The organism is Pandoraea terrigena (assembly GCF_902459705.1).
Taxonomy (GTDB): Bacteria; Pseudomonadota; Gammaproteobacteria; order Burkholderiales; family Burkholderiaceae; genus Pandoraea; species Pandoraea terrigena.
Genome location: NZ_CABPRU010000004.1, coordinates 416,656 through 439,442, shown reverse-complemented (window position 1 = coordinate 439,442; position 22,787 = coordinate 416,656). Strand labels below are relative to the sequence as shown.

General features: G+C 62.9%; 18 protein-coding genes and 1 pseudogene. 16 read left to right on the top strand and 3 right to left on the bottom strand.

Translation table 11 applies throughout. From position 1 onward, the window contains the following. Together PTE31013_RS12105 and PTE31013_RS12100 are read right to left on the bottom strand one after the other, a co-directional pair. Positions 1-491, bottom strand: a pseudogene (locus PTE31013_RS12105) (allantoicase); the annotation flags it as partial. Positions 492-572: 81 nt separating this feature from the next. Beyond that, complete coding sequence (locus PTE31013_RS12100) at positions 573-1,904, bottom strand: C4-dicarboxylate transporter DctA (RefSeq protein ID WP_150613018.1); 1,332 nt, start codon at positions 1,902-1,904, stop codon at positions 573-575. Positions 1,905-2,336: 432 nt separating this feature from the next. Here PTE31013_RS12100 and PTE31013_RS12095 point away from each other — a divergent pair, with 432 nt between their 5' ends. From PTE31013_RS12095 to PTE31013_RS12060, 8 genes are all read left to right on the top strand, one after another. Next, positions 2,337-3,104 carry an SDR family NAD(P)-dependent oxidoreductase gene (locus PTE31013_RS12095; protein ID WP_150613017.1) on the top strand — a complete coding sequence of 256 codons (768 nt, stop codon included), beginning with the start codon at positions 2,337-2,339 and terminating at the stop codon, positions 3,102-3,104. After that, entirely contained in the window at positions 3,101-4,744 is a 1,644-nt protein-coding gene (gene treF, locus PTE31013_RS12090; RefSeq protein WP_150613016.1) for an alpha,alpha-trehalase TreF, read from the top strand. The genes PTE31013_RS12095 and treF overlap by 4 nt, the downstream gene beginning before the upstream one ends. Before the next feature lie 141 nt (positions 4,745-4,885). Then, entirely contained in the window at positions 4,886-5,647 is a 762-nt protein-coding gene (locus tag PTE31013_RS12085; protein WP_150613015.1) for a FadR/GntR family transcriptional regulator, read from the top strand. A 195-nt stretch (positions 5,648-5,842) separates the two neighbouring features. Then, entirely contained in the window at positions 5,843-6,988 is a 1,146-nt protein-coding gene (carA, locus tag PTE31013_RS12080; RefSeq protein ID WP_150613014.1) for a glutamine-hydrolyzing carbamoyl-phosphate synthase small subunit, read from the top strand. A 36-nt stretch (positions 6,989-7,024) separates the two neighbouring features. Further along, on the top strand, positions 7,025-7,693 hold the full coding sequence (leuE, locus tag PTE31013_RS12075; RefSeq protein ID WP_150613013.1) for a leucine efflux protein LeuE: 669 nt from the start codon (positions 7,025-7,027) through the stop codon (positions 7,691-7,693). 18 nt (positions 7,694-7,711) lie between these two features. Beyond that, a complete protein-coding gene (carB, locus tag PTE31013_RS12070) occupies positions 7,712-10,954 on the top strand; it encodes a carbamoyl-phosphate synthase large subunit (protein ID WP_150613012.1) in 3,243 nt (1,080 codons plus the stop codon). A 247-nt stretch (positions 10,955-11,201) separates the two neighbouring features. After that, the gene (gene greA / locus PTE31013_RS12065) at positions 11,202-11,678 is read left to right on the top strand and encodes a transcription elongation factor GreA (RefSeq protein ID WP_150613011.1); all 477 of its coding nucleotides are present in this window, start codon (positions 11,202-11,204) and stop codon (positions 11,676-11,678) included. Beyond that, positions 11,662-12,177 (top strand): DUF4149 domain-containing protein, encoded by a 516-nt coding sequence (locus tag PTE31013_RS12060; protein WP_150613010.1) that lies wholly within the window; start codon positions 11,662-11,664, stop codon positions 12,175-12,177. The genes greA and PTE31013_RS12060 overlap by 17 nt, the downstream gene beginning before the upstream one ends. 119 nt (positions 12,178-12,296) lie before the next feature. Here PTE31013_RS12060 and yhbY read toward each other — a convergent pair whose 3' ends face one another. Beyond that, entirely contained in the window at positions 12,297-12,797 is a 501-nt protein-coding gene (gene yhbY, locus PTE31013_RS12055) for a ribosome assembly RNA-binding protein YhbY (RefSeq protein ID WP_150613009.1), read from the bottom strand. Between the two features lie 148 nt (positions 12,798-12,945). On the opposite strand from yhbY, the gene PTE31013_RS12050 reads away from it, so the two are divergent. The 8 genes from PTE31013_RS12050 to pstB all read left to right on the top strand — a co-directional run bounded on the left by PTE31013_RS12050 (position 12,946) and on the right by pstB (position 22,787). After that, positions 12,946-13,596: an RlmE family RNA methyltransferase gene (locus tag PTE31013_RS12050; protein ID WP_150613008.1), complete on the top strand. Its 651-nt coding sequence runs from the start codon at positions 12,946-12,948 to the stop codon at positions 13,594-13,596. Between the two features lie 119 nt (positions 13,597-13,715). After that, positions 13,716-15,590 carry an ATP-dependent zinc metalloprotease FtsH gene (gene ftsH / locus PTE31013_RS12045; RefSeq protein WP_150613007.1) on the top strand — a complete coding sequence of 625 codons (1,875 nt, stop codon included), beginning with the start codon at positions 13,716-13,718 and terminating at the stop codon, positions 15,588-15,590. 362 nt (positions 15,591-15,952) lie between these two features. Further along, complete coding sequence (gene folP / locus PTE31013_RS12040; RefSeq protein WP_425495560.1) at positions 15,953-16,813, top strand: dihydropteroate synthase; 861 nt, start codon at positions 15,953-15,955, stop codon at positions 16,811-16,813. 214 nt (positions 16,814-17,027) lie between these two features. Next, a complete protein-coding gene (gene glmM / locus PTE31013_RS12035) occupies positions 17,028-18,371 on the top strand; it encodes a phosphoglucosamine mutase (protein ID WP_150613006.1) in 1,344 nt (447 codons plus the stop codon). Positions 18,372-18,912: 541 nt separating this feature from the next. Next, the gene (pstS, locus tag PTE31013_RS12030) at positions 18,913-19,947 is read left to right on the top strand and encodes a phosphate ABC transporter substrate-binding protein PstS (protein WP_150613005.1); all 1,035 of its coding nucleotides are present in this window, start codon (positions 18,913-18,915) and stop codon (positions 19,945-19,947) included. Positions 19,948-20,086: 139 nt separating this feature from the next. After that, positions 20,087-21,061: a phosphate ABC transporter permease PstC gene (gene pstC / locus PTE31013_RS12025; RefSeq protein WP_150613004.1), complete on the top strand. Its 975-nt coding sequence runs from the start codon at positions 20,087-20,089 to the stop codon at positions 21,059-21,061. Next, positions 21,061-21,957: a phosphate ABC transporter permease PstA gene (pstA, locus tag PTE31013_RS12020; protein WP_150613003.1), complete on the top strand. Its 897-nt coding sequence runs from the start codon at positions 21,061-21,063 to the stop codon at positions 21,955-21,957. The genes pstC and pstA overlap by 1 nt, the downstream gene beginning before the upstream one ends. Before the next feature lie 47 nt (positions 21,958-22,004). Further along, on the top strand, positions 22,005-22,787 hold the full coding sequence (gene pstB, locus PTE31013_RS12015) for a phosphate ABC transporter ATP-binding protein PstB (protein WP_150613002.1): 783 nt from the start codon (positions 22,005-22,007) through the stop codon (positions 22,785-22,787).

Genomic DNA, 22,787 nt, shown 5'->3' with positions numbered 1-22,787 from the left:
GCCAGGCCTCCATCGGGGTACAGGTTCACTCGCACATGCGTCACCGCACGCTCGCTGCTGATCGCATGGTAGTGGTGCGCATTGCCCTGCAAGGTGGTCGACGCCAGCAATTCGAACCATTCGGCCGACTCGCCCGGTGCACCGTCCGGACTGTGGCATCCCTCGAGCGACGCCGCCGGCGGGAAGTTGCCGGTGAAGTGGCTGGTGTCAAGGTCGACGCCAAACAATACGCCCGGTCGCGCGAGCTTGACCACGCACCAGTCGTAACCGTTCACACGCTTGCGACGTGTCTCCCAACCATCCATCCACTTGCCGTTGTCGTCGTATTTGCCCGGGATGAAGACGGCCGGCTCAGGGTTGAGCATGCGCTCTTTGGCCGCAAAGAATTCGTCACTGGCCGCCAACGCCTGCGCACCCAGGCGCGGATCAGCCAGATTGACGTAACGGCGCACGAATTCCGGTGCGTTCGGATCTTGCGGGGCGAGGGCCATGTTGCCTTTGACTCCTGTTGAAGGTGCCGACGCCGCGCGTCGGCACCAGGTTCGTTGGTTCGTTTAGGTTGTCGCTGATGTTCAGCGTGTCAGCGCCACGTTGGCAGGCGTGCCGGCATCGGCCGTTTCTTCCACCGTCACCTCAATGGGCTCGTAGGGCAGCACACCATCAAGCACTTTGTGGGCTCTCGCAAAGTCGACATCTTTTTCCCATGCGGCCACGACGAGGGTCGCGACGCAGTTGCCCAGCAGGTTGGTGACGGCCCGCGCAATGCCCGCGAACCAGTCGACCGGCAGGATCAGCACGAGACCGATGACGGGAATGGCGGGAATGGCCGTGAGCGTCGCCGCCAGAATCACGATGGCCGATCCCGGAATGCCATGCGCTCCCTTGGACGTCAGCAGCGAGACGAGGATGACGAGGATCAGGTCGTGGATGGACAGGGGGGTGTTGGTCGCCTGCGCAATGAAGATGACCGCAAGCGTCAGGTAGATGGAGAAGCCATCAAGGTTGAAGGAGTAACCGGTGGGTATCACCAGGCCAACCGTGGATTTTTTGATGCCCATCCACTCGAGCTTGCGCATGATGGCCGGCAGTACGGCATCGGACGACGCGGTACCCAACACGATGGACAACTCTTCACGGAAGTATTTGATGAACTTGAAGATGTTGAACCCAGCCAGACGCAATACGCTACCCAGCACGACGGTGACGAAGACGAAGCAGCTCACGTAGAAGACGAGCACGAGCATGCCAAGCTGCTTGAGCGATGATGCACCGTATTTGCCGGTGGTGAACGCCACGGCACCCAATACGCCCAACGGCGCCAGACGGATGATGAATGCCATCACTCGAAAGAGGACGTGGCTCAGATCTTCGATGAAGCGCGCGACCGGACGACCACGCTCGCCAAGCGCCGCCAATGCACAACCAAACATGACGGAGAAGACGAGAATCTGCAGAATGTCGCCCTTGGCAAAAGCGGAGGTGACGGTGTCAGGGATGATTTTCAACAAGAAACCCGCCGTGTCTTTCAATCCCTTGGCGTGCTCGGTGTACGCCGCCATCGCGCTCGGATTGAGACTGTGGACGTCAATGTTCATGCCCACGCCCGGATGCGTCGCCCAAGCCAGCACGGCACCAATGACAAGCGCAAAGGTGGTGATGATCTCGAAGTACAGCACGGCCTTGACGCCAACCCGGCCGACTTTGCGCAAGTCACCCGCACTCGCCATGCCACTCACCACCACGCAGAAGACGATCGGTCCAATGACCATCTTGATGAGCTTCAGAAAGCCATCGCCCAATGGACTCAATGACTCTCCCAACTGCGGAAACCAAATGCCAAGCGCCACACCTACTATCAACGCAATGACAACTCGGCCAAACAACGAACGAAACAGCTTGGGCATGGTTTGTCTCCTCTGCCTGCGTAAATCACTCTCTCGGATTTCGCGATTTCAACGTCTGACGGACTGCTCTCTTTGGGGGCTGATGTTCTCTACGGCAACAACTACGTAAATCAACACCAGTGAGTGTATTCAGACAAGTCATACCGGTCTGACCAGTGGTGTTATGGAGAATATTAGAAAACCAATATAGTTGGGTCAAGGCGTGTTTTCTGAGGGAATTCCCTAGGGCAGGGCGATACGCCATGCGCCTTCGGCATAAGGTGGCGAATTGCGCGGAATGGTCGGTTTTGTTAGGCGAATCCGCTGAAATTTGTGTGAACTTCGCTTTTGGACGCAAGGTCGCACTTGCATGGGGGCGCTGCCTCGGCACCGGGTGCAATCGACGAGGCGGTGTGTGCAGGTCCCGCAACGCGTGCAGGCAAGGGAGGCGCCATGCGAATGAAGGACACGGTGGTACTGGTTACCGGCAGTGCTCAGGGCATCGGACGCGCGATCGCGATCCGTCTCGCGCAGGAAGGCGCGCGGATTGTGGTGGAAGACCGGCAGCACAACGCGATGGCCGGGCAGACGCTCGACGCGGTGCGCGCTGCCGGGAGCGATGGCTGTGTGGTCGCGGGAGACGTGGGCGTCGCCGCGGACGACCGCGCGGTAATCGCGCATGCCGTCGAGGCGATGGGGCGGCTCGATGTGCTGGTCAATAACGCGGGCGTGGAACGGCGTGCTTCGTTTCTCGATGTGACGGAGGCGGACTACGACCTGGTGATGAAAGTGAACCTGAAGGGGGCGTTCTTTCTCACGCAAGCGTTTGTGCAGCATCTGCGCGATACGAAACGCGGCGGACGCATCGTCAACGTCAGCTCGGTTCACGAGGAGTTGCCGTTCCCGCATTTCACCAGCTATTGCGCCAGCAAGGGCGGGCTGAAGATGATGATGCGCAATCTCGCGATCGAACTCGCCCCGCTCGGTATTGCAGTCAACAACGTCGCGCCGGGGGCCGTCGGCACCGCGATCAATCACGAGCTCCTCACCAACAAGGCAGAGCGCGACGCGCTGATCGCCAACATCCCCCTCGGTCGTCTCGCCGACCCCGTCGAGGTCGCCAACGCCGTGCTGTTCCTCGCCTCGCCCGACGCCAGTTATGTGACCGGCACGACGCTGTTCGTCGACGGCGGCCTGCTCTGGCATTACGCGGAGCAATGACGATGACGGATGCCGCTCAACGCTCGCTGGCCGCCGGTGGCATGACGCCGGACGTCGCGCATTGCGCGCCATCGGACGTGCTTACCCCCGCCGATCGGTATCAGCAGTTGTTTGTCGATGTGCAGACGCAGCGCGTTTTTCCCGACAGCAAGACGTTCGTGGACTGTGTGCCCACGCGCCCACCCGCCGAAATCCTGCGCCGCTATCGCGAGGATGTCGCAAAACCCGGCTTCGACCTTGCGCGCTTCGTGGCGTCGCATTTCACGCTTGAACGTCCGCCCGCCAGTCACTATCTTTCCGACCCGGGGCAGGGCCTCGTCGATCATATCGACGGACTCTGGGATGTCCTCACGCGCTTGCCCGAGGCGCACCCGGCGTATAGCTCGCTGTTGCCGCTCCCCCGGCCGTATGTGGTGCCGGGCGGACGCTTCCACGAGCTGTATTACTGGGACTCGTATTTCACGATGCTGGGCCTCGCCTGCAGCAACCGCCACGACCTGCTGCGAAGCATGGCCGATAACTTTTCGTTCCTCATCGACACCTATGGCCATGTTCCGAACGGTAATCGCACTTATTATCTGAGCCGCTCTCAGCCGCCCATGTACGGCCTGATGGTGGCGCTGTTCGAGTCGCACGGCGTGGCGCGCGCGATCCAGTATCTGCCTCACCTGCGCCGCGAGTATGACTTCTGGATGGACGGGGAGGCGTCGCTCGCCCCCGGCGAGGCCTATCGCCATGTCGTGTGCATGCCCGACGGCTCACGCCTCAATCGTTATTGGGACGAGCGGGATACCCCCCGCGAGGAAGGCTATCTGGAGGATGTGAACACGGCCCGTCAAGCGCCGAATCGCCGAGCCGGGGAGGTCTATCGCGATCTTCGCGCCGGTGCCGCCTCGGGCTGGGACTTCAGCTCGCGCTGGCTGGACGACGTGAACAATCTCGGTTCGATCCGCACGACCGCTTGTGTGCCGGTGGACCTGAATAGCTTTCTGTTCGCTTCCGAGAGGCAGATTGCCACGCTGAGCAAGGCCACCGGCGACTCGGACGCGGCCCAGGCGTTTGCCACGCGTGCACAAGCCCGGCGCGAGGCAATGTCGCGCTATCTCTGGTGCGACGACGAAGGGGCTTTTCTCGATTACGACTGGCAAGGCGGCGAGCCGCGTCCACGATTGTCGGCAGCACTCGCCACGCCACTCTTTGTCGGGCTGGCGTCGCGCGAACAAGCGCGACGCTCGGCGCAGACGATCTCGGATCGTCTCGTGGCGCCCGGCGGATTGCGCACGACGCAGACGTCCGGCCTGCAGCAATGGGATCCGCCGAACGGCTGGGCGCCGCTGCAATGGATCGCCATTGATGGGCTTCGCCAGTATGGCGAGCACCGGCTCGCAAGCGACATCGCCCACCGCTGGCTTTCGACCGTCAGCGCGCTCTATGCCCGTGAAAACAAGCTCGTCGAAAAGTATTCGCTGCATACGAGCGATGAGATGTGCGCAAGCGGCGGGGGAGGCGGGGAGTACCCGCTTCAGGACGGCTTCGGCTGGACCAACGGGGTCGTGCGACGCCTCCTTGGCGACTATCCGGAACACCTCGCGCACCAGGTAACGGCGCAAGGCCGCGCTCCCGGACGCGTGCGTCGATAGACCCACTGAGCGGCCGTGCGTCGGAAGGCCGGTATCCCCGATGCCGCCGGGTTCCCCGAGGCACCGACGGCTGACCGCCTGAGGAGGGATTTGGCGTCGTACAATGCGAGATACGTATACCCGCATTCCTTGTGAGGCCTCATGAAGCATTCGGCGCATGCCGTAACCGACGCCGCTGTCGCCATCATCCGCGAGCGCATTGAACGTCAGGTCTATCCGGCCGGTGCGATGCTCCCGTCGCAGCGCCAACTCGCCGAGGAGCTGACGATCAGCCGCGCCTCGCTGCGCGAAGCCCTCTCGACGCTCGAAGCGCTCGGCATGGTCGCGATCCGCCCCGGTAAAGGTGTTTATGTGAATGACGCCTCGGCGCGCCTGGGCGTCGCCTGGCGCTTCGCGGACCAGATCTCGCTCGCCGACACGTATCAACTGCGTTATGCGCTCGAAGGCTTCTCCGCCCGCCTGGCCGCCCACGCGGCCAGCAATGGCGAGATCGAATGGCTCACGGGCAACGTGGAGGCAATGAAGGGCGCCCTGATCGACGGTGACGTCGATACCGCCGCCCAACTGGACTTCGCCTTCCATCTGCGCATCGTGGGACTCGCCGGGAATGGCGCCATCGCCGATATCCTGCGCGGCAGCACGGAAATCGTCATGGAAAGCCAGCGCCTGCCGTTCTATCAACGAGAACTGGTGCTTTCGACCTATCATGAGCATCTGGAGATCCTCGACGCGCTGCGCCGCCGCGATGGCGCCGCCGCCGGGGCCGCAATGGAGCGCCACATCGTGCTGGCAGCCCAGCGGGCGGGTATCCACTTCCCTATCCCCTCTGCGTATCCGTCCCCGAGCGGCCTTCCCCCCAGGGAGAACGCAGAGCGTACTGGTGTCCCGCATGTTCAGCTTTGAGATGATTGGGATTTGCGCTATACTTTGAAGGTTTTAGTCATTTAACCCTCACCCTAGCGCCTACCCGCCTGACATCTCGTCCGCAGTCCGAGCCTCCGCTGTGCGCATATTCCGCGCAATTCCGGTGCCCGCGCTAATGTCATCGCGAGCGGACGATGGGGCTGGCAGCCGGGGTGAAACCTCCAGGAGTTTCCCGTGCTGCCGTCATTCCCACCCGCCATTCTCGCGCTCGCTGACGGCACGGTCTTTCGTGGGTACGCCATCGGCGCTGCCGGTCACACCATCGGTGAAGTGGTCTTCAATACCGCCATCACCGGCTATCAGGAAATCCTCACCGACCCGAGCTATGCGCGTCAGATCGTCACGTTGACGTATCCGCACATTGGCAATACGGGTGTCAACGGTGAAGACGTCGAAGCCACGAAAGTCCATGCCGCAGGCCTGATCATCAAGGATCTGCCGATCCTCAGCTCGAATTTCCGCGCCGACAGGACGCTGTCGCAATACTTGAAGGACGAAGGTGTCGTGGCCATCGCAGGCATCGACACGCGCCGCCTGACCCGCATCCTGCGCGAGAAGGGCGCCCAGAACGGCTGCATCCTCGCCGGCGAAGACGCCAGCGACGCCAAGGCCATCGCGCTGGCCCAATCGTTCCCGGGCCTCGCCGGGATGGACCTTGCCAAGGTCGTCTCGACCACGGAGCCGTACGCGTGGACGGAAACGGAATGGCGTCTGGGTGAAGGCTACGGTGAGCAGAAGGCGCCGAATTTCCATGTGGTCGCGCTGGACTACGGCGTCAAGCGCAACATCCTGCGCATGCTCGCCGAGCGCGGTTGCAAGGTCACGGTGCTGCCGGCCCAAAGCTCGGCCGACGACGTGTTCGCCCTGAACCCGGACGGTGTTTTCCTCTCGAACGGCCCCGGTGACCCCGAGCCGTGCGATTACGCCATCGCCGCCACGAAGACGTTCCTCGAGCGCCGCATCCCGACCTTCGGCATCTGCCTCGGCCACCAGATCATGGGCCTGGCCGTTGGCGCGAAGACGCTGAAGATGAAGACCGGCCACCACGGTGCCAACCACCCGGTCAAGGACCTTGCGACCGGCCGTGTGGTCATCACGTCGCAAAACCATGGCTTCGCCGTGGACACGAACAGCCTGCCGGCCAACGCGCGCGTCTCGCACGTGTCGCTGTTCGACGGCACGCTGCAAGGCTTCGAGCTGACGGATCGCCCGGCATTCTGCTTCCAGGGACACCCGGAAGCCTCGCCCGGCCCGCATGACATCGGCTATCTGTTCGACCGCTTCGTGCAGTCGATGGCCGACGCAAAGCAGCCGGCGTAAGGCCAGCACGACGAGAGACGGATAAGGAAACGCCCCATGCTTGGAAACTCGATCGGCATCGTCAACCTCTGGACCTATCTGGCCGGGGTGGTGGTGATCATTCTGCTGCCGGGACCGAACTCGCTCTATGTGCTGTCGGTCGCCGCGCAGCGCGGCGTTCGCCAGGGCTATGCGGGGGCAGGCGGCGTGTTCCTCGGTGACACGATCCTCATGACCCTGTCGGCCGCGGGCGTCGCGTCGCTGCTGCACGCACAGCCGGCGCTCTTCTTCGTGGTGAAGTCTCTCGGCGCGGCCTATCTCTGCTGGATGGGCGTGAACATGCTGCGCGGGGCCATCGCGAATGCGCGGACCGCACGGGCCAACGCTGGATCGGCCGTCGCCGCGCCCAAGCCGGTCGACGCCGATCACCCGTTCAAGCGCGCGCTGTTCATCAGCCTGCTGAACCCGAAGGCGATCCTGTTCTGCGTGTCGTTTTTCATCCAGTTCGTCGATCCGGGCTACGCCTACCCCGCCGTGTCGTTTGCGGTGCTGGGCGCGATCGTGCAGACCTGCAGTTTCCTGTATCTGAGCACGCTGATCCTGGCCGGTTACCGCCTGGCCGAGCACTTCCGGCAACGTCGCCGGTTGAGCGCCGGGGCAACCGGCGGCGTGGGCGCGCTGTTCGTCGGCTTCGGTGTGAAGCTCGCGACCGCGACGCTGAGTTAAATTTTTGTTGAGAACGTTATGCCAAAGCGCACAGACATCAAGAGCATCCTCATCATCGGCGCCGGCCCGATCATCATCGGGCAGGCATGCGAGTTCGATTATTCCGGCGCACAGGCCTGCAAGGCGCTGCGCGAGGAAGGCTACAAGGTCATCCTGATCAACAGCAACCCCGCCACGATCATGACCGACCCGGATACGGCCGATGTGACCTACATCGAACCGATCACCTGGGAAGTCGTCGAGCGCATCATCGCCAAGGAACGCCCGGATGCCATCCTGCCGACGATGGGCGGCCAGACGGCGCTGAACTGTGCGCTCGACCTGCACAAGCATGGCGTGCTCGAGAAGTACAAGGTCGAGCTGATCGGCGCGTCGCCGGAAGCCATCGACAAGGCCGAAGACCGCCTGAAGTTCAAGGACGCGATGACCAAGATCGGTCTCGGTTCGGCCAAGTCGGGCATCGCCCACTCGATGGAAGACGCGCTCGCCGTGCAGGCGCAGATCATGTCGGAGATCGGCGGCAGCGGCTATCCGATGGTGATCCGGCCGTCGTTCACGCTCGGCGGCTCGGGCGGCGGTATCGCCTACAACCGCGAAGAGTTCGAAGAGATCTGCAAGCGCGGTCTCGACCTCTCGCCCACGCGCGAACTGCTCATCGAAGAGTCGCTGCTGGGCTGGAAGGAGTACGAGATGGAAGTCGTGCGCGATCGCGCTGACAACTGCATCATCGTCTGCTCGATCGAGAACCTCGACCCGATGGGCGTGCACACCGGTGACTCGATCACCGTCGCGCCAGCCCAGACGCTGACCGACAAGGAATACCAACTGCTGCGTAACGCATCGCTGGCGGTGTTGCGCGAGATCGGCGTGGAGACGGGGGGCTCGAACGTCCAGTTCTCGATCAACCCGAAGGACGGCCGTATGGTCGTCATCGAAATGAACCCGCGCGTGTCGCGTTCGTCGGCACTCGCGTCGAAGGCGACCGGCTTCCCGATCGCCAAGATCGCCGCCAAGCTGGCCATCGGCTATACGCTCGACGAACTGCGCAACGAGATCACCGGCGGCGCCACGCCGGCCTCGTTCGAACCGACCATCGACTATGTCGTGACCAAGGTGCCGCGCTTCGCTTTCGAGAAGTTCCGCGAAGCCGACCCGCGTCTCACGACGCAGATGAAGTCGGTCGGCGAAGTGATGGCCATGGGCCGCACATTCCAGGAATCGTTCCAGAAGGCCATGCGCGGTCTGGAAGTCGGTGTGGATGGTCTGGACGAAAAGTCGACCGACCGCGACGAGATCGTGGCCGAAATCGGCGAGCCGGGCCCGGACCGCATCTGGTACGTGGGCGACGCATTCCGCCTGGGCATGAGCCTGGAAGAGGTGTACGCGGAGACCGCCATCGACCCGTGGTTCCTCGCCCAGCTCGAAGCCATCGTCAAGAAGGAACAGGCGTTGGCCGGTCGCACGCTGGAGAGCCTAACGACCAACGAACTGCGCTTCCTCAAGCAAAGCGGCTTCTCGGACCGCCGTCTCGCCAAGCTGCTCGGCACCGACCAGACGGCCGTGCGCCAAGCCCGTATCGCGCAGAAGGTGCGTCCGGTCTACAAGCGCGTGGATACCTGCGCGGCCGAATTCTCGACCGACACGGCCTACATGTACTCGACCTACGAGGAAGAGTGCGAAGCCCAGCCGACCAACAAGAAGAAGATCATGGTGCTGGGCGGTGGCCCGAACCGTATCGGCCAGGGGATCGAGTTCGATTACTGCTGCGTGCACGCGGCGCTGGCACTGCGTGAAGACGGGTACGAGACCATCATGGTCAACTGCAACCCGGAAACGGTGTCGACGGACTACGATACGTCGGATCGTCTGTACTTCGAGCCGGTGACGCTGGAAGACGTGCTCGAAATCGTCGACCTCGAAAAGCCGGTCGGCGTGATCGTGCAGTACGGCGGTCAGACCCCGCTCAAGCTCGCCCTCGATCTCGAAGCGAACGGTGTGCCGATCGTCGGCACCAGCCCCGACATGATCGACGCCGCCGAAGATCGCGAGCGCTTCCAGAAGCTGCTGCAAGACCTGGGCCTGCGTCAGCCGCCGAACCGTACGGCCCGCGCCGAGGACGAAGCGCTGAAGCTCGCCGCCGAAATCGGCTATCCGCTGGTGGTGCGTCCGTCGTACGTGCTGGGCGGGCGTGCAATGGAAATCGTCCACGAGCCGCGTGACCTCGAGCGCTACATGCGTGAGGCGGTCAAGGTCAGCCACGACAGCCCAGTGCTGCTCGATCGTTTCCTCGACGACGCCATCGAGTGCGACGTCGACTGCATCTCCGACGGCACGGACGTCTATATCGGCGCCGTGATGGAGCACATCGAACAGGCCGGCGTTCACTCGGGCGATTCGGCTTGCTCGCTGCCGCCGTACTCGCTCTCGGCGCCGACCGTGGCTGAACTCAAGCGTCAGACGGCCGCCATGGCGCGCGCGCTCAACGTGGTCGGCCTGATGAACGTGCAGTTCGCGATCCAGCAGGGCAACGGGGTCGACACGATCTACGTGCTCGAAGTGAACCCGCGCGCCTCGCGCACGGTGCCGTACGTCTCGAAGGCGACCGGCCGTCAATTGGCCAAGATTGCTGCGCGTGCGATGGTCGGTCAGTCGCTCAAGTCGCAGAACGTGACGAGCGAAGTGGTGCCGCCGTACTTCAGCGTGAAGGAAGCCGTGTTCCCGTTCGTGAAGTTCCCGGGCGTCGACCCGGTGCTTGGACCGGAAATGCGCTCGACGGGCGAGGTGATGGGCGTGGGACGCACGTTCGGCGAGGCCCTCTTCAAGTCGCAGCTGGCGGCGGGCTCGCGCCTGCCGGCCTCGGGCACGGTGCTGCTCACGGTGAAGGACGCCGACAAGCCGCGCGCGGTTGAAGTGGCCCGCATGCTGCATGCGCTGGGGTACCCGATCGTGGCCACGCGTGGCACGGCCGCGGCCATCGATGCCGCCGGCATTCCGGTGCGCGTGGTCAACAAGGTGAAGGACGGCCGCCCGCACATCGTCGACATGATCAAGAACGGCGAAATCGCGCTCGTGTTCACCACGGTGGACGAAACGCGCACGGCAATCGCCGATTCGCGCTCGATCCGCATGTCGGCGCAAGCGCACAAGGTGACGTACTACACGACGATCTCCGGGGCGCGAGCCGCCGTGGAAGGCCTGAAGTATCTGCAGAATCTCGAAGTCTACGATCTGCAGAGCCTGCATGCCTTGCTGCCGGCCTGAGTGTCCAGGGCCTGACGCGGTAACAGGGCAGGACTTGGCGTGCTCGACGGGGAACCGATCTCCGTCTGGCGCGCCAAACGCTTTGTAGGTGGCGGCATGTTGCGTGGCCGGCCCAGCGGTTGGCAGCGTTGGCAAGTCTGCTACACTAGCGCCACATAGGTGTCACAGCCGCGGTCTAGCGGCGTTCGCAAAACGGTGCGAATGCGGCTTTGCTGCGGCAATTTTTTTGTCTTTCGGAACAACGCGCATGAGTACCATTCCTCTGACCAAGCGGGGCGCCGAGCTGCTCAAGGAAGAGCTGCACCGCCTGAAGACCGTCGAACGTCCGGCCGTGATCACTGCGATTGCTGAAGCCCGTGCGCAGGGCGATCTGTCGGAAAACGCGGAATACGATGCCGCCAAGGAAAAGCAGGGCTTTATCGAGGGGCGTATTGCCGACCTCGAATCGAAGCTCTCCGCCGCACAGATCATCGACCCGTCGTCGCTCGACGCCGAAGGCCGTGTGGTGTTTGCCGCGACAGTCGAACTCGAAGACCTCGAGAACGGCGGTACGGTGCTGTATCAGATCGTCGGCGACGACGAAGCCGATCTGGAGCACGGCAAGATTTCGGTGAGTTCGCCGATCGCACGTGCGCTCATCGGCAAGTACGCGGGCGACGTGGCCGAAGTGCAGGCCCCGAGCGGCGTGCGTGAATACGAGATCATCGATGTCCGCTACGTCTGACATGACGTCTGCTCGCGGTGCGCCGCGACTCGAACGGTTGTTCCGCATGATCGCGACGCTCTGGTGCGGCAGCCAGTGGGCGATCGGCTATGTCGTGGCTCCCACGCTCTTTGCGGTGCTCGAATCGCGCACCGTGGCCGGAACGGTTGCCGGTCGCCTGTTTCATACGCAGGCCTGGCTGAGTCTCGTCTGCGGCGCGCTACTGGTCTGGCTGGCGACGGCGCTGATTGCACGCGCGGGCGACGCTCAGGTCGCACGCAGCTATCGCGGCCTGCGCTGGCTGGCGGTGGCGATGATGGTCTGTGTGCTGATCGGATCGTTCGGCCTGCAGCCATTCATGGCGGATCTGCGCGCGCAGGCGGAAGCGGCGGGCGTCGAGATCGGCCAGTCGGCTTTTGCCGCGCGCTTCGGCATGCTGCACGGCATTTCGAGCGGTATTTACCTGCTGCAAAGCCTGTTGGGCATGGCGCTCATCTGGCGTCAGCCAGTGCGCGGCTGAGCGTCCCGGGGGGGTGTGGCGGCGCTGGCCTCACCGCCAGTCAGATCGCGACATCCATAAAAAAACGCGCCTTTTGTCCGGGCGCGTTTTTTTGGAGCTGGCGGCAGTGTGCCGTACGCTCAGTCGTTACGCTGGCGCTTGACGCTGGTCTGGCGCTTCTTGGCCTTCTTGACGATGCCGCCGGCGGTCATGCGTTCGTTGCCGCGAACGGTCACTTTCTTGACGGTAGGACGGCGTCCTGCGTTGGTGCTGGTCTTGACGACCGTGACCGTGCGCGGGGCACGGCCCTTGACCGTCGCGCCGGTACCGCCGGTTCGGCCGCGAACCGGCGCTTGCGTTTCGTCCGGCGTCGGGCGGTAAAGGACGAGCAGCTTGCCAATGTGTTGCACGGGGGCTGCGCCGAGTTGGTCGCAGATGGCGTCGTAAATGGCCACGCGTGCATCGCGTTCGTCGCCGAACACACGCACCTTGATCAGTTCGTGGGCCTTCAGGGCGCCGTCGATTTCCTTGAGCACCGCCGGCGTCAAGCCGTCGGCGCCGATCAGAACGACAGGATTCAGCGCATGGGCGGCAGAGCGCAAGTCAGCGCGTTGCGCCGGGGTGAGGGTCAAAGCGGGCATAGAAGGCAGACGAGACAAACGAGACAACGAGTTAGGATGCGCCCGCGTGCGGCGGCCGAAGCACCTGCGCTTATCGCAAGGCCGGCTCACGCATTTTGGGCGCGCAAGGGCGTATTATCCGGCAAAATCGCAGCGTTTTTGAAGAATTATGGCAAAAAACCGTTTCAGCCATGCCTGGCTGCACGATCACATCAACGATCCCTACGTCAAAATGGCGCAGCGAGAGGGCTATCGCGCCCGCGCCGCCTACAAACTCAAGGAAATCGACGAGCAGGACCGGCTGATCAAACCGGGTCAGGTCATCGTCGACCTAGGCGCGACGCCCGGCAGCTGGAGCCAGTACGCGCGCAACAAGCTCGCGGCCGGCAAGCGCACGGACGGCGGCATTGACGGGACGATCATCGCGCTGGACATCCTGCCGATGGACCCAATCGCCGATGTCACCTTCCTGCAGGGCGACTTCCGCGAGGACAGTGTGCTCGATCAGTTGGAAGACATCGTGGCCGGACGCAAAGTCGACCTTGTAGTTTCCGATATGGCCCCCAACTTGTCGGGTGTGGCGTCGGCCGATGCAGCGCGGATCGAGCATTTATGTGATCTGGCACTGGATTTTGCCCAGCGACACCTGAAACCGGACGGTGCGTTACTGGTCAAATGTTTTCACGGCAGCGGCTATAGCCAGATTGTCGAAAAATTCAAACACCAGTTCAAAACCGTGGCGCCGCGCAAGCCGAAGGCGTCCCGAGACAAATCTTCCGAAACGTTCATTTTGGGACGCGGATTGAAAAATCCGGCTTGATGCCCGTCAAACCGGCGCTCCGGCGCTATGGTGGCGGTAAAGAATCACTATGGCGGTGCGCCTGCGAGTGGATTAGAATGAATTCCTGGCGCGAAGCGATTTCATGAAGGAGCAACGCTTTGAACAATAATATGTTTTCCAAAGCGGCGGTGTGGTTGGTCATCGCGCTGGTCTTGTTTACTGTGTTTAAACAGTTTGACAAGCCGCACGTCCAGGAGGGCGTGACGTACTCCCAGTTCATGGACGATGCCAAGAATGGCAAGATCAAGAACGTGATAGTACAGGGGCGCAGCCTTCAGGTGACGCCTAGCGACGGTCAGAAATACACCATCGTGTCGCCTGGCGACATCTGGATGGTGGGCGATCTGATGAAGTATGGCGTTCAGGTCTCGGGTAAGGCCGATGACGAGCCGAACGCGCTCATGTCCGCGCTCTACTACCTTGGACCCACGCTGCTGATCATCGGCTTCTGGTTCTTTATGATGCGGCAGATGCAGGGCGGGGGTAAGGGCGGTGCCTTTTCCTTCGGTAAATCTCGTGCGCGCCTCATCGACGAAAATGCCAATCCTGTCACCTTCGCAGACGTTGCCGGTTGCGACGAAGCGAAATATGAAGTCGGCGAACTGGTCGACTTCCTGAAGGACCCTCAGAAGTTCCAGAAGCTCGGCGGCCGTATTCCGCGCGGTGTGCTGCTCGTCGGCCCGCCGGGAACCGGTAAGACGCTGCTTGCCCGTGCCATCGCTGGCGAAGCCAAGGTGCCGTTCTTCAGCATTTCGGGTTCCGACTTCGTGGAAATGTTCGTCGGCGTCGGGGCAGCCCGCGTGCGCGACATGTTCGAAAACGCGAAGAAGCAATCGCCGTGCATCGTGTTCATCGACGAAATCGACGCGGTCGGCCGTCATCGTGGCGCCGGCATGGGCGGCGGTAACGACGAGCGTGAGCAAACGTTGAACCAGATGCTCGTCGAGATGGACGGCTTCGAAGCCAACTCGGGCGTGATCGTGATTGCCGCAACGAACCGTTCGGACGTGCTCGACAAGGCGCTGCTGCGTCCCGGCCGTTTCGACCGTCAGGTCTATGTCGGTTTGCCGGACATCCGCGGTCGCGAGCAGATCCTGAAGGTGCACCTGCGCAAGGTACCGATCGCGAACGACGTCGATGCCTCGGTCATCGCGCGCGGTACGCCGGGCATGTCGGGCGCCGATCTGGCGAACCTCGTGAACGAAGCAGCCTTGTTTGCGGCGCGCCGTAACAAGCGCATCGTCGAGATGCTCGACTTCGAGGACGCGAAGGACAAGATCTTCATGGGTCCGGAGCGCAAGTCGGCGGTGATGCGCGACGAAGAGCGCCGCGCGACGGCCTATCACGAGTCGGGCCACGCCGTGGTGGCAATGCTGCTGCCGGAGGCCGATCCGGTGCACAAGGTCACGATCATCCCGCGTGGCTGGGCCTTGGGCCTGACGATGCAGTTGCCCGAGCACGACAAGTACTCCGAGTATCGCGACACGATGCTCACGCAGATTGCCATCCTGTTCGGTGGCCGCGCCGCGGAGGAAGTGTTCATCAACAAGATGTCGACGGGCGCGTCGAATGATTTCGAGCGCGCTACCAAGCTCGCCCGCGACATGGTGACCCGCTACGGCATGTCGGACGCCCTGGGACCGATGGTCTACGTCGACACGGAGCAAGATTCGGTGTTCGGACGGATGTCCTCGAAGTCGGTGTCGGAAGCCACGCAGCAAAAGGTCGACGGGGAAGTTCGCCGTATCGTGGACGAGCAGTACGCTTTGGCCAGGAAGTTGCTGGAAGACAACCGCGACAAGGTTGAATCGATGACCCAGGCCCTGATGGAGTGGGAAACGATCGACGGCGAGCAGATCCGCGACATTATGGACGGCCGTCCGCCGCGTCCGCCGAAGAGCGGCCCGACGAATGGTGGCGCATCGGGTGGCAATCCGCCGCTCAAGCCCAGCAACACGCCGGCAACCGTCTAAGCGCGCAACCAGGCAAGCCTTGGCAGCCCCGTAGGTGCTGCCATTCCAGAAAGGCCGGCATTTCGCCGGCCTTTTTGCGTTTCGGCGCGATGTCGCCGCCCGGTGCCTGGTATCGATTGCCCCTGCCACGCGTCGGTCGCGAGGGAAATCGGTGTTACCGAGTGTTTCGATGGTCGATGTAAGGGGCGATTCCGGTAACATTACGGCCATACATCGCGTCCGGTAGCCCGGGCACGCAGGTCCGGTCCCGGCGAGCGGGCCGATATATGAGTCTTACTGAGTTGAGCTTCCGAATGTCCTCCGAGCCGTCACAATCCCTGCCTTCCGTGTCGCCTGACGTCACCGGTACCGTCCAGTCCGGCATGGCGCCCGACACCCCGGCCAAGCCTGCCACGCTGGCATTCGGCCCGCGCTTCCAGCTCGACGCCCATCGGGTGCACGTCATGGGCATCCTGAATGTGACGCCCGACTCGTTTTCCGACGGCGGCAAGTTCGTCGCTCGCGACGCCGCGTTGCGCCATGCCGAGCAGTTGATCGCCGACGGTGTCGACATTCTCGACATCGGAGGAGAATCGACCCGTCCAGGCGCCGAAACGTTGCCGGAAGCCGCCGAACTGGAGCGCGTCGTACCGATTGTCGAAGCACTGCGCGAGTGTGGCGTGCCGCTCTCGGTGGATACCTACAAGCCAGGCGTGATGCGGGCGGTGCTCGCGGCGGGCGCGGACATGATCAACGACATCTGGGGGTTCCAGCAGCCCGGTGCGATCGACGCGGTGCGCGACAGCGAGGCCGCGCTGTGCATCATGCACATGCTGCACGACCCGAAGACCATGCAGGACGCGCCGATCTACACCGACGTCGTCACCGAGGTTGCCGCCTTCCTCGACGGCCGGGTGGACGCGCTGCTCTCGGCCGGTGTTGCGCCGTCGCGTCTGTACCTGGACCCGGGATTCGGTTTCGGCAAGAATCTCGCCCATAATCTCGCCTTGCTGAAACATTTACCGGTGCTGTCTCGTGATGGGTTGCCGTTGCTTGTCGGCATGTCGCGAAAGCGGATGCTCGGCGAGATTACCGGACGTCAAACGCCGCTGGAGCGTCGGGTGGCGAGCGTCGCCGCAGCGATGTGTGCCGCGCAGCAGGGCGCGGCCATCGTGCGTGTGCACGACGTCGCCGATACCGTCGATGCGCTCAAGGTATGGCAAGCTGTGCGCGACGCCGATTAACGCTGACCCGGGCAATCGCGGGTCGACGCGCCAGACGCGAAGACGCCGCTGAAGGGGAACACCATCGCAGGCGAATGGGGACCGAGCGGGGACGCACGCCATGGACAATGGGCATGCGGTGCCCCACCGCCTCCAACGACGACACGCACGAAGCATGAACGACGCGCGGCCGGACACTCACCGGCGCGACGCTTCAACTGGGAACGAAGCAACGATGAAACGACGCTATTTTGGAACCGATGGGATTCGCGGTACGGTGGGCGAAAGCCCGATCACGCCGGAGTTCGTGTTGCGGCTCGGTTATGCCGCTGGCCGCGTGCTGGCCGGCAATCAGACGCTGGGCCGCCCGACGGTGTTGATCGGCAAGGACACGCGCGTCTCCGGCTATATGCTCGAAGCCGCCCTGGAAGCCGGTTTCGCGGCCGCGGGCGTCGATACCATGATGGCAGGCCCGATGCCCACACCTGCCGTCGCCTACCTTACGCGCGCGCTGCGCCTGGCGGCCGGGGTGGTGATCAGTGCGTCGCACAATCCGTATCACGACAACGGCATCAAGTTCTTCTCCGCCGACGGTAACAAGCTGCCGGACCAGACCGAACTGGCCATCGAAGCCGAACTCGACAATCCGATGACCTGCGTGCGCTCCGAGCAGCTCGGCAAGGCGCGTCGCCTGGACGATGCCGCGGGCCGCTACATCGAGTTCTGCAAAAGCACGTTCCCGAACGATTTTGACTTGCGCGGCATGAAGATCGTGGTCGACTGCGCCAACGGCGCCGCGTATCACATCGCGCCACACGTTTTCCACGAGTTGGGCGCCGAGGTGATCGCGATCGGCAACCAGCCGAACGGTTTCAACATCAACGAGGACTGCGGGGCGACAGCGCCGGACGCACTCATGCGCGCGGTGCGTGCGAATCACGCGGACCTCGGGGTGGCGCTCGACGGCGACGCCGACCGCGTGCAGATCGTCGACGGAGCGGGACGTCTCTACAACGGGGACGAACTGCTGTACTTGCTGGTGAAAGACCGACTGGACAATGGCGGCGTGCCGGGCGCCGTGGGCACGCTGATGACCAATATGGCCGTCGAAGTCGCCCTCAAGGGCCTGGGCGTGCCGTTCGTGCGCGCCAAGGTCGGCGACCGTTATGTGCTTGAGCAACTGCACAAGCACGGCTGGCAGATCGGCGCCGAGGGTTCCGGCCACATTCTGTGCCTGGACAAGCACACCACCGGCGACGGTATTGTCTCGGCGCTGCAAGTGCTGGCGGCAATCCGCCGCGCGGATAACCAGCCGCTGGCGAAACTGCTCGACGGTGTGCGCCTGTTTCCGCAGCAAATGATCAACGTCCGTATGCCTGCCGGCTATGACTGGCAGAGCGACACACGCCTGGCCGATGAGCGCAATGCCATCGAGTCCCAACTGGGGGATACGGGGCGCGTGCTCATTCGCGCATCGGGCACCGAGCCCGTGCTGCGCGTGATGGTGGAAGCGCGCGAAGCGTCGCAAGCGGAGTCGTTCGCCCATCATCTGGCCAACGTCGTCAAGTCGGCCGCCTGAGCAGTCGTCTCATCGATCGCGGCAAGCTCGGCCTGCCATCGCCGGCAGGCTGGGCTGTTACTCCGGTGCGCCGGTCCGGTAGCCCATCGCGTATCCTCCATCCAAGGCCATCTCCCGGCCAGTCTTCTGGCCCGAGGCTGGGTCCAAACGCGCATTGGCGCGTCTGCGCATCGCCTTCCTTTCGCGCCGCATCCTTCCAGCGATGGCAATCATTCGGCCGAACATTCACATTTGTGACATGTTCGCCTACGATGGGTAGACTCCCGTCGACTTTCTTTTGTCACAATCCCGGCGCTCACAGGCGTTCGGAATCCGGCGGACTGACCCGCGGACATGTCTCCCGGGAATGCGCCGAAACCCCCGCCAGCAGGGCTTCCGTGCCGCCGGCGAGCGACGCAAACGGCTGCCGGCAACGTGACGATCCCGAGGCAACTTTGTGACGTCGATATTGTGAGCTTTCACATATGACACATTACTGTCACATTCGAACTCTATTCTTCGAGCCAACCACACGCTGTACCACACCAACTCGGAGAGATCCATGAAGCTGATGAAGACTGCGATTGCCGGCATGGCTGGCGTTCTGTTCGCCGCTGGCGCGATTGCGGGCGAGATTACGGGTGCCGGCAGCACGTTTGCCGCACCGATCTACACGAAGTGGGCCGACGCCTATCAGAAGTCGACCTCGAACAAGGTCAACTACCAGGGCATCGGTTCGTCGGGTGGCATCAAGCAAATCCAGGCCAAGACCGTCGATTTCGCGGGTTCGGACGCTCCGCTGACGGACGAACAACTGGCGAAGGAAGGCCTGTTCCAGTTCCCGACGGTGGTCGGCGGCATCGTGCCGGTGGTCAACGTGCCGGGCGTGAAGGCTGGCGAACTGGTCCTGTCGGGCCAAGTGCTGGGCGACATCTACCTGGGCAAGATCAAGAAGTGGAACGACCCGGCCATCGCCAAGCTCAACCCGAAGGCCAAGCTGCCGGATACCGACATCGCCGTGGTTCGCCGCGCCGACGGTTCGGGCACGAGCTTCGTGTTCACGAACTACCTGTCGAAGGTCAACGCCGAGTGGAAGAGCAAGGTTGGCGAAGGCACGACGGTGAACTGGCCGACGGGTACGGGCGGCAAGGGTAACGACGGCGTCGCCGCCTTCGTGCAACGCCTGCCCGGCGCCATCGGCTACGTTGAGTCGGCCTACGCCAAGCAGAACAAGCTGACGTACACGGCACTGACGAACGCCGACGGCAAGACGGTCGAGCCGACCTCGGAGACGTTTGCCGCGGCTGCCGCCAAGGCCGAATGGTCGAAGACGTTCTACCAGATCCTGACCAACGAGAAGGGCGCCAAGTCGTGGCCGATCGTGGCGGCCACCTTCGTGCTCGTGCACCAGAAGGCTGACGCCGGCAAGGAAGCGCAAGGCGCCGACGTGCTCAAGTTCTTCGACTGGTCGTTCAAGAATGGCGAGCACACCGCCAAGGAACTGGACTACATCCCGCTGCCGGAAGCGGTACTGAAGCAAATCCGTGCAGGTTGGAAGGCGAAGGTTGCCGAGTCGGCCAACAAGGCCGGCATCTAAAGCAGCCTTGCTGGCGCCGGGCAATGCGCGGTTTTGCATTGCCCGGCGCCTTAAAACCGGCATTATCCGCGCCGCCTGTTCCGAAGCCCGAACTCTGATCTGGCAACGGCTGGCGGCGCGCTCACGCTGAGACGACATCATGGCAGAAGCCACCCGCCCCCTCGCAACCGCAGGCGCGCAGCGCGCACCGTCTTCCTTTGGCGACTTTCTTTTCGCGTTGTTTGCCCGCGCGGCCGCGCTCATTACGCTGCTCTTGCTCGGTGGCATCATCGTGTCGCTGATATTCAGCGCCCTGCCGTCGATCGAGAAGTTCGGTTTCGCCTTCCTGTGGACGAAGGAATGGGATCCGCCCGCCGATCATTTCGGCGCGCTCGTGCCAATCTACGGCACGCTCGTCACGTCGCTCATCGCACTCATCATCGCGGTGCCGGTCAGTTTCGGCATTGCGCTGTTCCTGACGGAACTCTCGCCCGTGTGGCTGCGCCGCCCGCTCGGCACGGCCATCGAGCTGCTCGCCGCCATCCCGAGTATCGTCTATGGGATGTGGGGCCTGCTGATCTTTGCCCCGATCTTCAGCCAGTACTTCCAGAAGCCGCTCCAGACGTTGCTCGGCAACGTGCCGGTCATCGGTGCGCTGTTCCAGGGCCCGCCGCTCGGCATTGGTATCCTGCCCGCCGGCGTGATCCTTGCGATCATGATCATCCCGTACATCGCTTCGGTCATGCGCGACGTGTTCGAAGTCACGCCCGTGCTGCTCAAGGAATCGGCCTACGGCATCGGCTGTACCACCTGGGAAGTGATGTGGCGCGTGGTGCTGCCCTTCACGAAGACGGGTGTGATTGGCGGCGTCATGCTCGGTCTGGGCCGCGCGCTTGGCGAGACCATGGCCGTCACCTTCGTGATCGGCAACACCAACCTGCTCGACAACGTTTCGCTCTATTCGCCGGGCAACAGCATTACCTCCGCGCTCGCCAACGAGTTCGCCGAAGCCGGCCCGGGGCTGCACACGGCCGCCCTGATGGAACTCGGCCTGATCCTGTTCTTCATCACCTTTGTGGTGCTGGCGCTGTCCAAGCTCATGCTGCTGCGCCTTGAGAAAAACGAAGGCAAATAATGACCCAACAAGCGCTCGAACTGGAAGCCCCAGCCGTGAAGCCGACCGACGCCGTTTCTCGCGTGCGGCTGCAAGCGTACCGCCGCCGCAAGAATATTTTCGCGATCGCGATGTCGCTCGCGGCGATGGCCTTCGGTCTGCTCTGGCTGCTATGGATTCTCTACACCACGCTCTCGCTGGGCATCGGCGGCCTGTCGCTGTCGCTGTTCACCGAAATGACGCCGCCGCCGAACACGGCGGGTGGGGGGCTTGCCAATGCCATCGCGGGCAGTGTCGTGATGGTCGGTGTGGCCACGTTCCTCGGTACGCCGCTGGGCATTCTGGCGGGTGTCTATCTGGCCGAATATGGTCAGAAGTCGTGGCTTGCCAGCATTACCCGCTTCATCAACGACATCCTGCTCTCGGCACCGTCGATCGTGATCGGTCTGTTCGTGTACGCGCTGGTCGTGGCCCAGATGGGGCACTTCTCGGCGTGGGCGGGTATCGTGTCGCTCGCGCTGCTGCAAATCCCGATCGTGATTCGCACGACAGAGAACATGCTCAAGCTGGTGCCGAACAACCTGCGTGAGGCCGCATTTGCGCTGGGTACGCCGAAGTGGCGCATCATCGTGAAGATCACGCTCAAGGCGTCGATCGCCGGTATCGTGACGGGCGTGCTGCTGGCGGTGGCGCGTATTGCGGGCGAGACGGCGCCGCTGCTGTTCACGGCGCTGTCGAACCAGTTCTGGTCGATGAACCTGAATCAGCCGATGGCCAACCTGCCGGTCACGATCTTCAAATTTGCCATGAGTCCGTTTGCGGAGTGGCAGTCGCTCGCCTGGGCGGGCGTGTTCATCACCACTATCGGGGTGCTGTTCCTGAACATCCTGGCGCGCACGCTGTTTACCAAGAAGTAACCGGCACCGCGAGACGACACAACGCATACCTGACGGTTGAGACGACCATGACGAATTCCACGCAACAAATCAAATTGCCCTCGAAGATCGAAGTCAATAACCTGAACTTCTTCTACGACAAGTACCACGCGCTCAAGAACATCAACCTGCGCATTCCCGATCGCAAGGTCACCGCCTTCATCGGCCCGTCGGGCTGCGGCAAATCGACGCTGCTGCGCACGTTCAACAAGATGTTCGCGCTGTACCCGGAGCAACGTGCCGAGGGTGAGATCAACATGGACGGCGAGAACCTGCTGACCTCGAAGCAGGACATCGCGCTGCTGCGCGCGAAGGTCGGCATGGTGTTCCAGAAGCCGACGCCGTTCCCGATGTCGATCTACGACAACATCGCCTTCGGTGTGCGTTTGTTTGAAAAGCTCTCGCGCTCGGAGATGGACGACCGCGTGGAGTGGGCGCTGACCAAGGCGGCGCTGTGGAGCGAAGTCAAGGACAAGCTGCACCAATCGGGCTACGGCCTGTCGGGCGGTCAGCAACAGCGTCTGTGCATTGCGCGCGGCATCGCGATTCGCCCGGAAGTGCTGCTGCTCGACGAGCCGTGCTCGGCGCTCGACCCGATCTCCACCGGTCGCATCGAAGAGCTGATCGCCGAACTCAAGGACGACTACACCGTGGTGATCGTGACGCACAACATGCAGCAGGCGGCACGTTGCTCGGACTTCACCGCCTATATGTATCTGGGCGAGCTGATCGAGTTCGGGGAAACCGAAAAGATCTTCATCAAGCCGGACCGTAAAGAGACCGAAGACTACATCACCGGCCGTTTCGGTTGA

Bases quoted from the DNA above. Each gene is read 5' to 3' on its own strand.
- PTE31013_RS12100 (WP_150613018.1), bottom strand. From the start codon at position 1,904: ATGCCCAAGCTGTTTCGTTCGTTGTTTGGCCGAGTTGTCATTGCGTTG.
- PTE31013_RS12095 (WP_150613017.1), top strand. From the start codon at position 2,337: ATGCGAATGAAGGACACGGTGGTACTGGTTACCGGCAGTGCTCAGGGC.
- treF (WP_150613016.1), top strand. From the start codon at position 3,101: ATGACGATGACGGATGCCGCTCAACGCTCGCTGGCCGCCGGTGGCATG.
- PTE31013_RS12085 (WP_150613015.1), top strand. From the start codon at position 4,886: ATGAAGCATTCGGCGCATGCCGTAACCGACGCCGCTGTCGCCATCATC.
- leuE (WP_150613013.1), top strand. From the start codon at position 7,025: ATGCTTGGAAACTCGATCGGCATCGTCAACCTCTGGACCTATCTGGCC.
- carB (WP_150613012.1), top strand. From the start codon at position 7,712: ATGCCAAAGCGCACAGACATCAAGAGCATCCTCATCATCGGCGCCGGC.
- greA (WP_150613011.1), top strand. From the start codon at position 11,202: ATGAGTACCATTCCTCTGACCAAGCGGGGCGCCGAGCTGCTCAAGGAA.
- PTE31013_RS12060 (WP_150613010.1), top strand. From the start codon at position 11,662: ATGTCCGCTACGTCTGACATGACGTCTGCTCGCGGTGCGCCGCGACTC.
- yhbY (WP_150613009.1), bottom strand. From the start codon at position 12,797: ATGCCCGCTTTGACCCTCACCCCGGCGCAACGCGCTGACTTGCGCTCT.
- PTE31013_RS12050 (WP_150613008.1), top strand. From the start codon at position 12,946: ATGGCAAAAAACCGTTTCAGCCATGCCTGGCTGCACGATCACATCAAC.
- folP (WP_425495560.1), top strand. From the start codon at position 15,953: ATGGCGCCCGACACCCCGGCCAAGCCTGCCACGCTGGCATTCGGCCCG.
- glmM (WP_150613006.1), top strand. From the start codon at position 17,028: ATGAAACGACGCTATTTTGGAACCGATGGGATTCGCGGTACGGTGGGC.
- pstS (WP_150613005.1), top strand. From the start codon at position 18,913: ATGAAGCTGATGAAGACTGCGATTGCCGGCATGGCTGGCGTTCTGTTC.
- pstC (WP_150613004.1), top strand. From the start codon at position 20,087: ATGGCAGAAGCCACCCGCCCCCTCGCAACCGCAGGCGCGCAGCGCGCA.
- pstA (WP_150613003.1), top strand. From the start codon at position 21,061: ATGACCCAACAAGCGCTCGAACTGGAAGCCCCAGCCGTGAAGCCGACC.
- pstB (WP_150613002.1), top strand. From the start codon at position 22,005: ATGACGAATTCCACGCAACAAATCAAATTGCCCTCGAAGATCGAAGTC.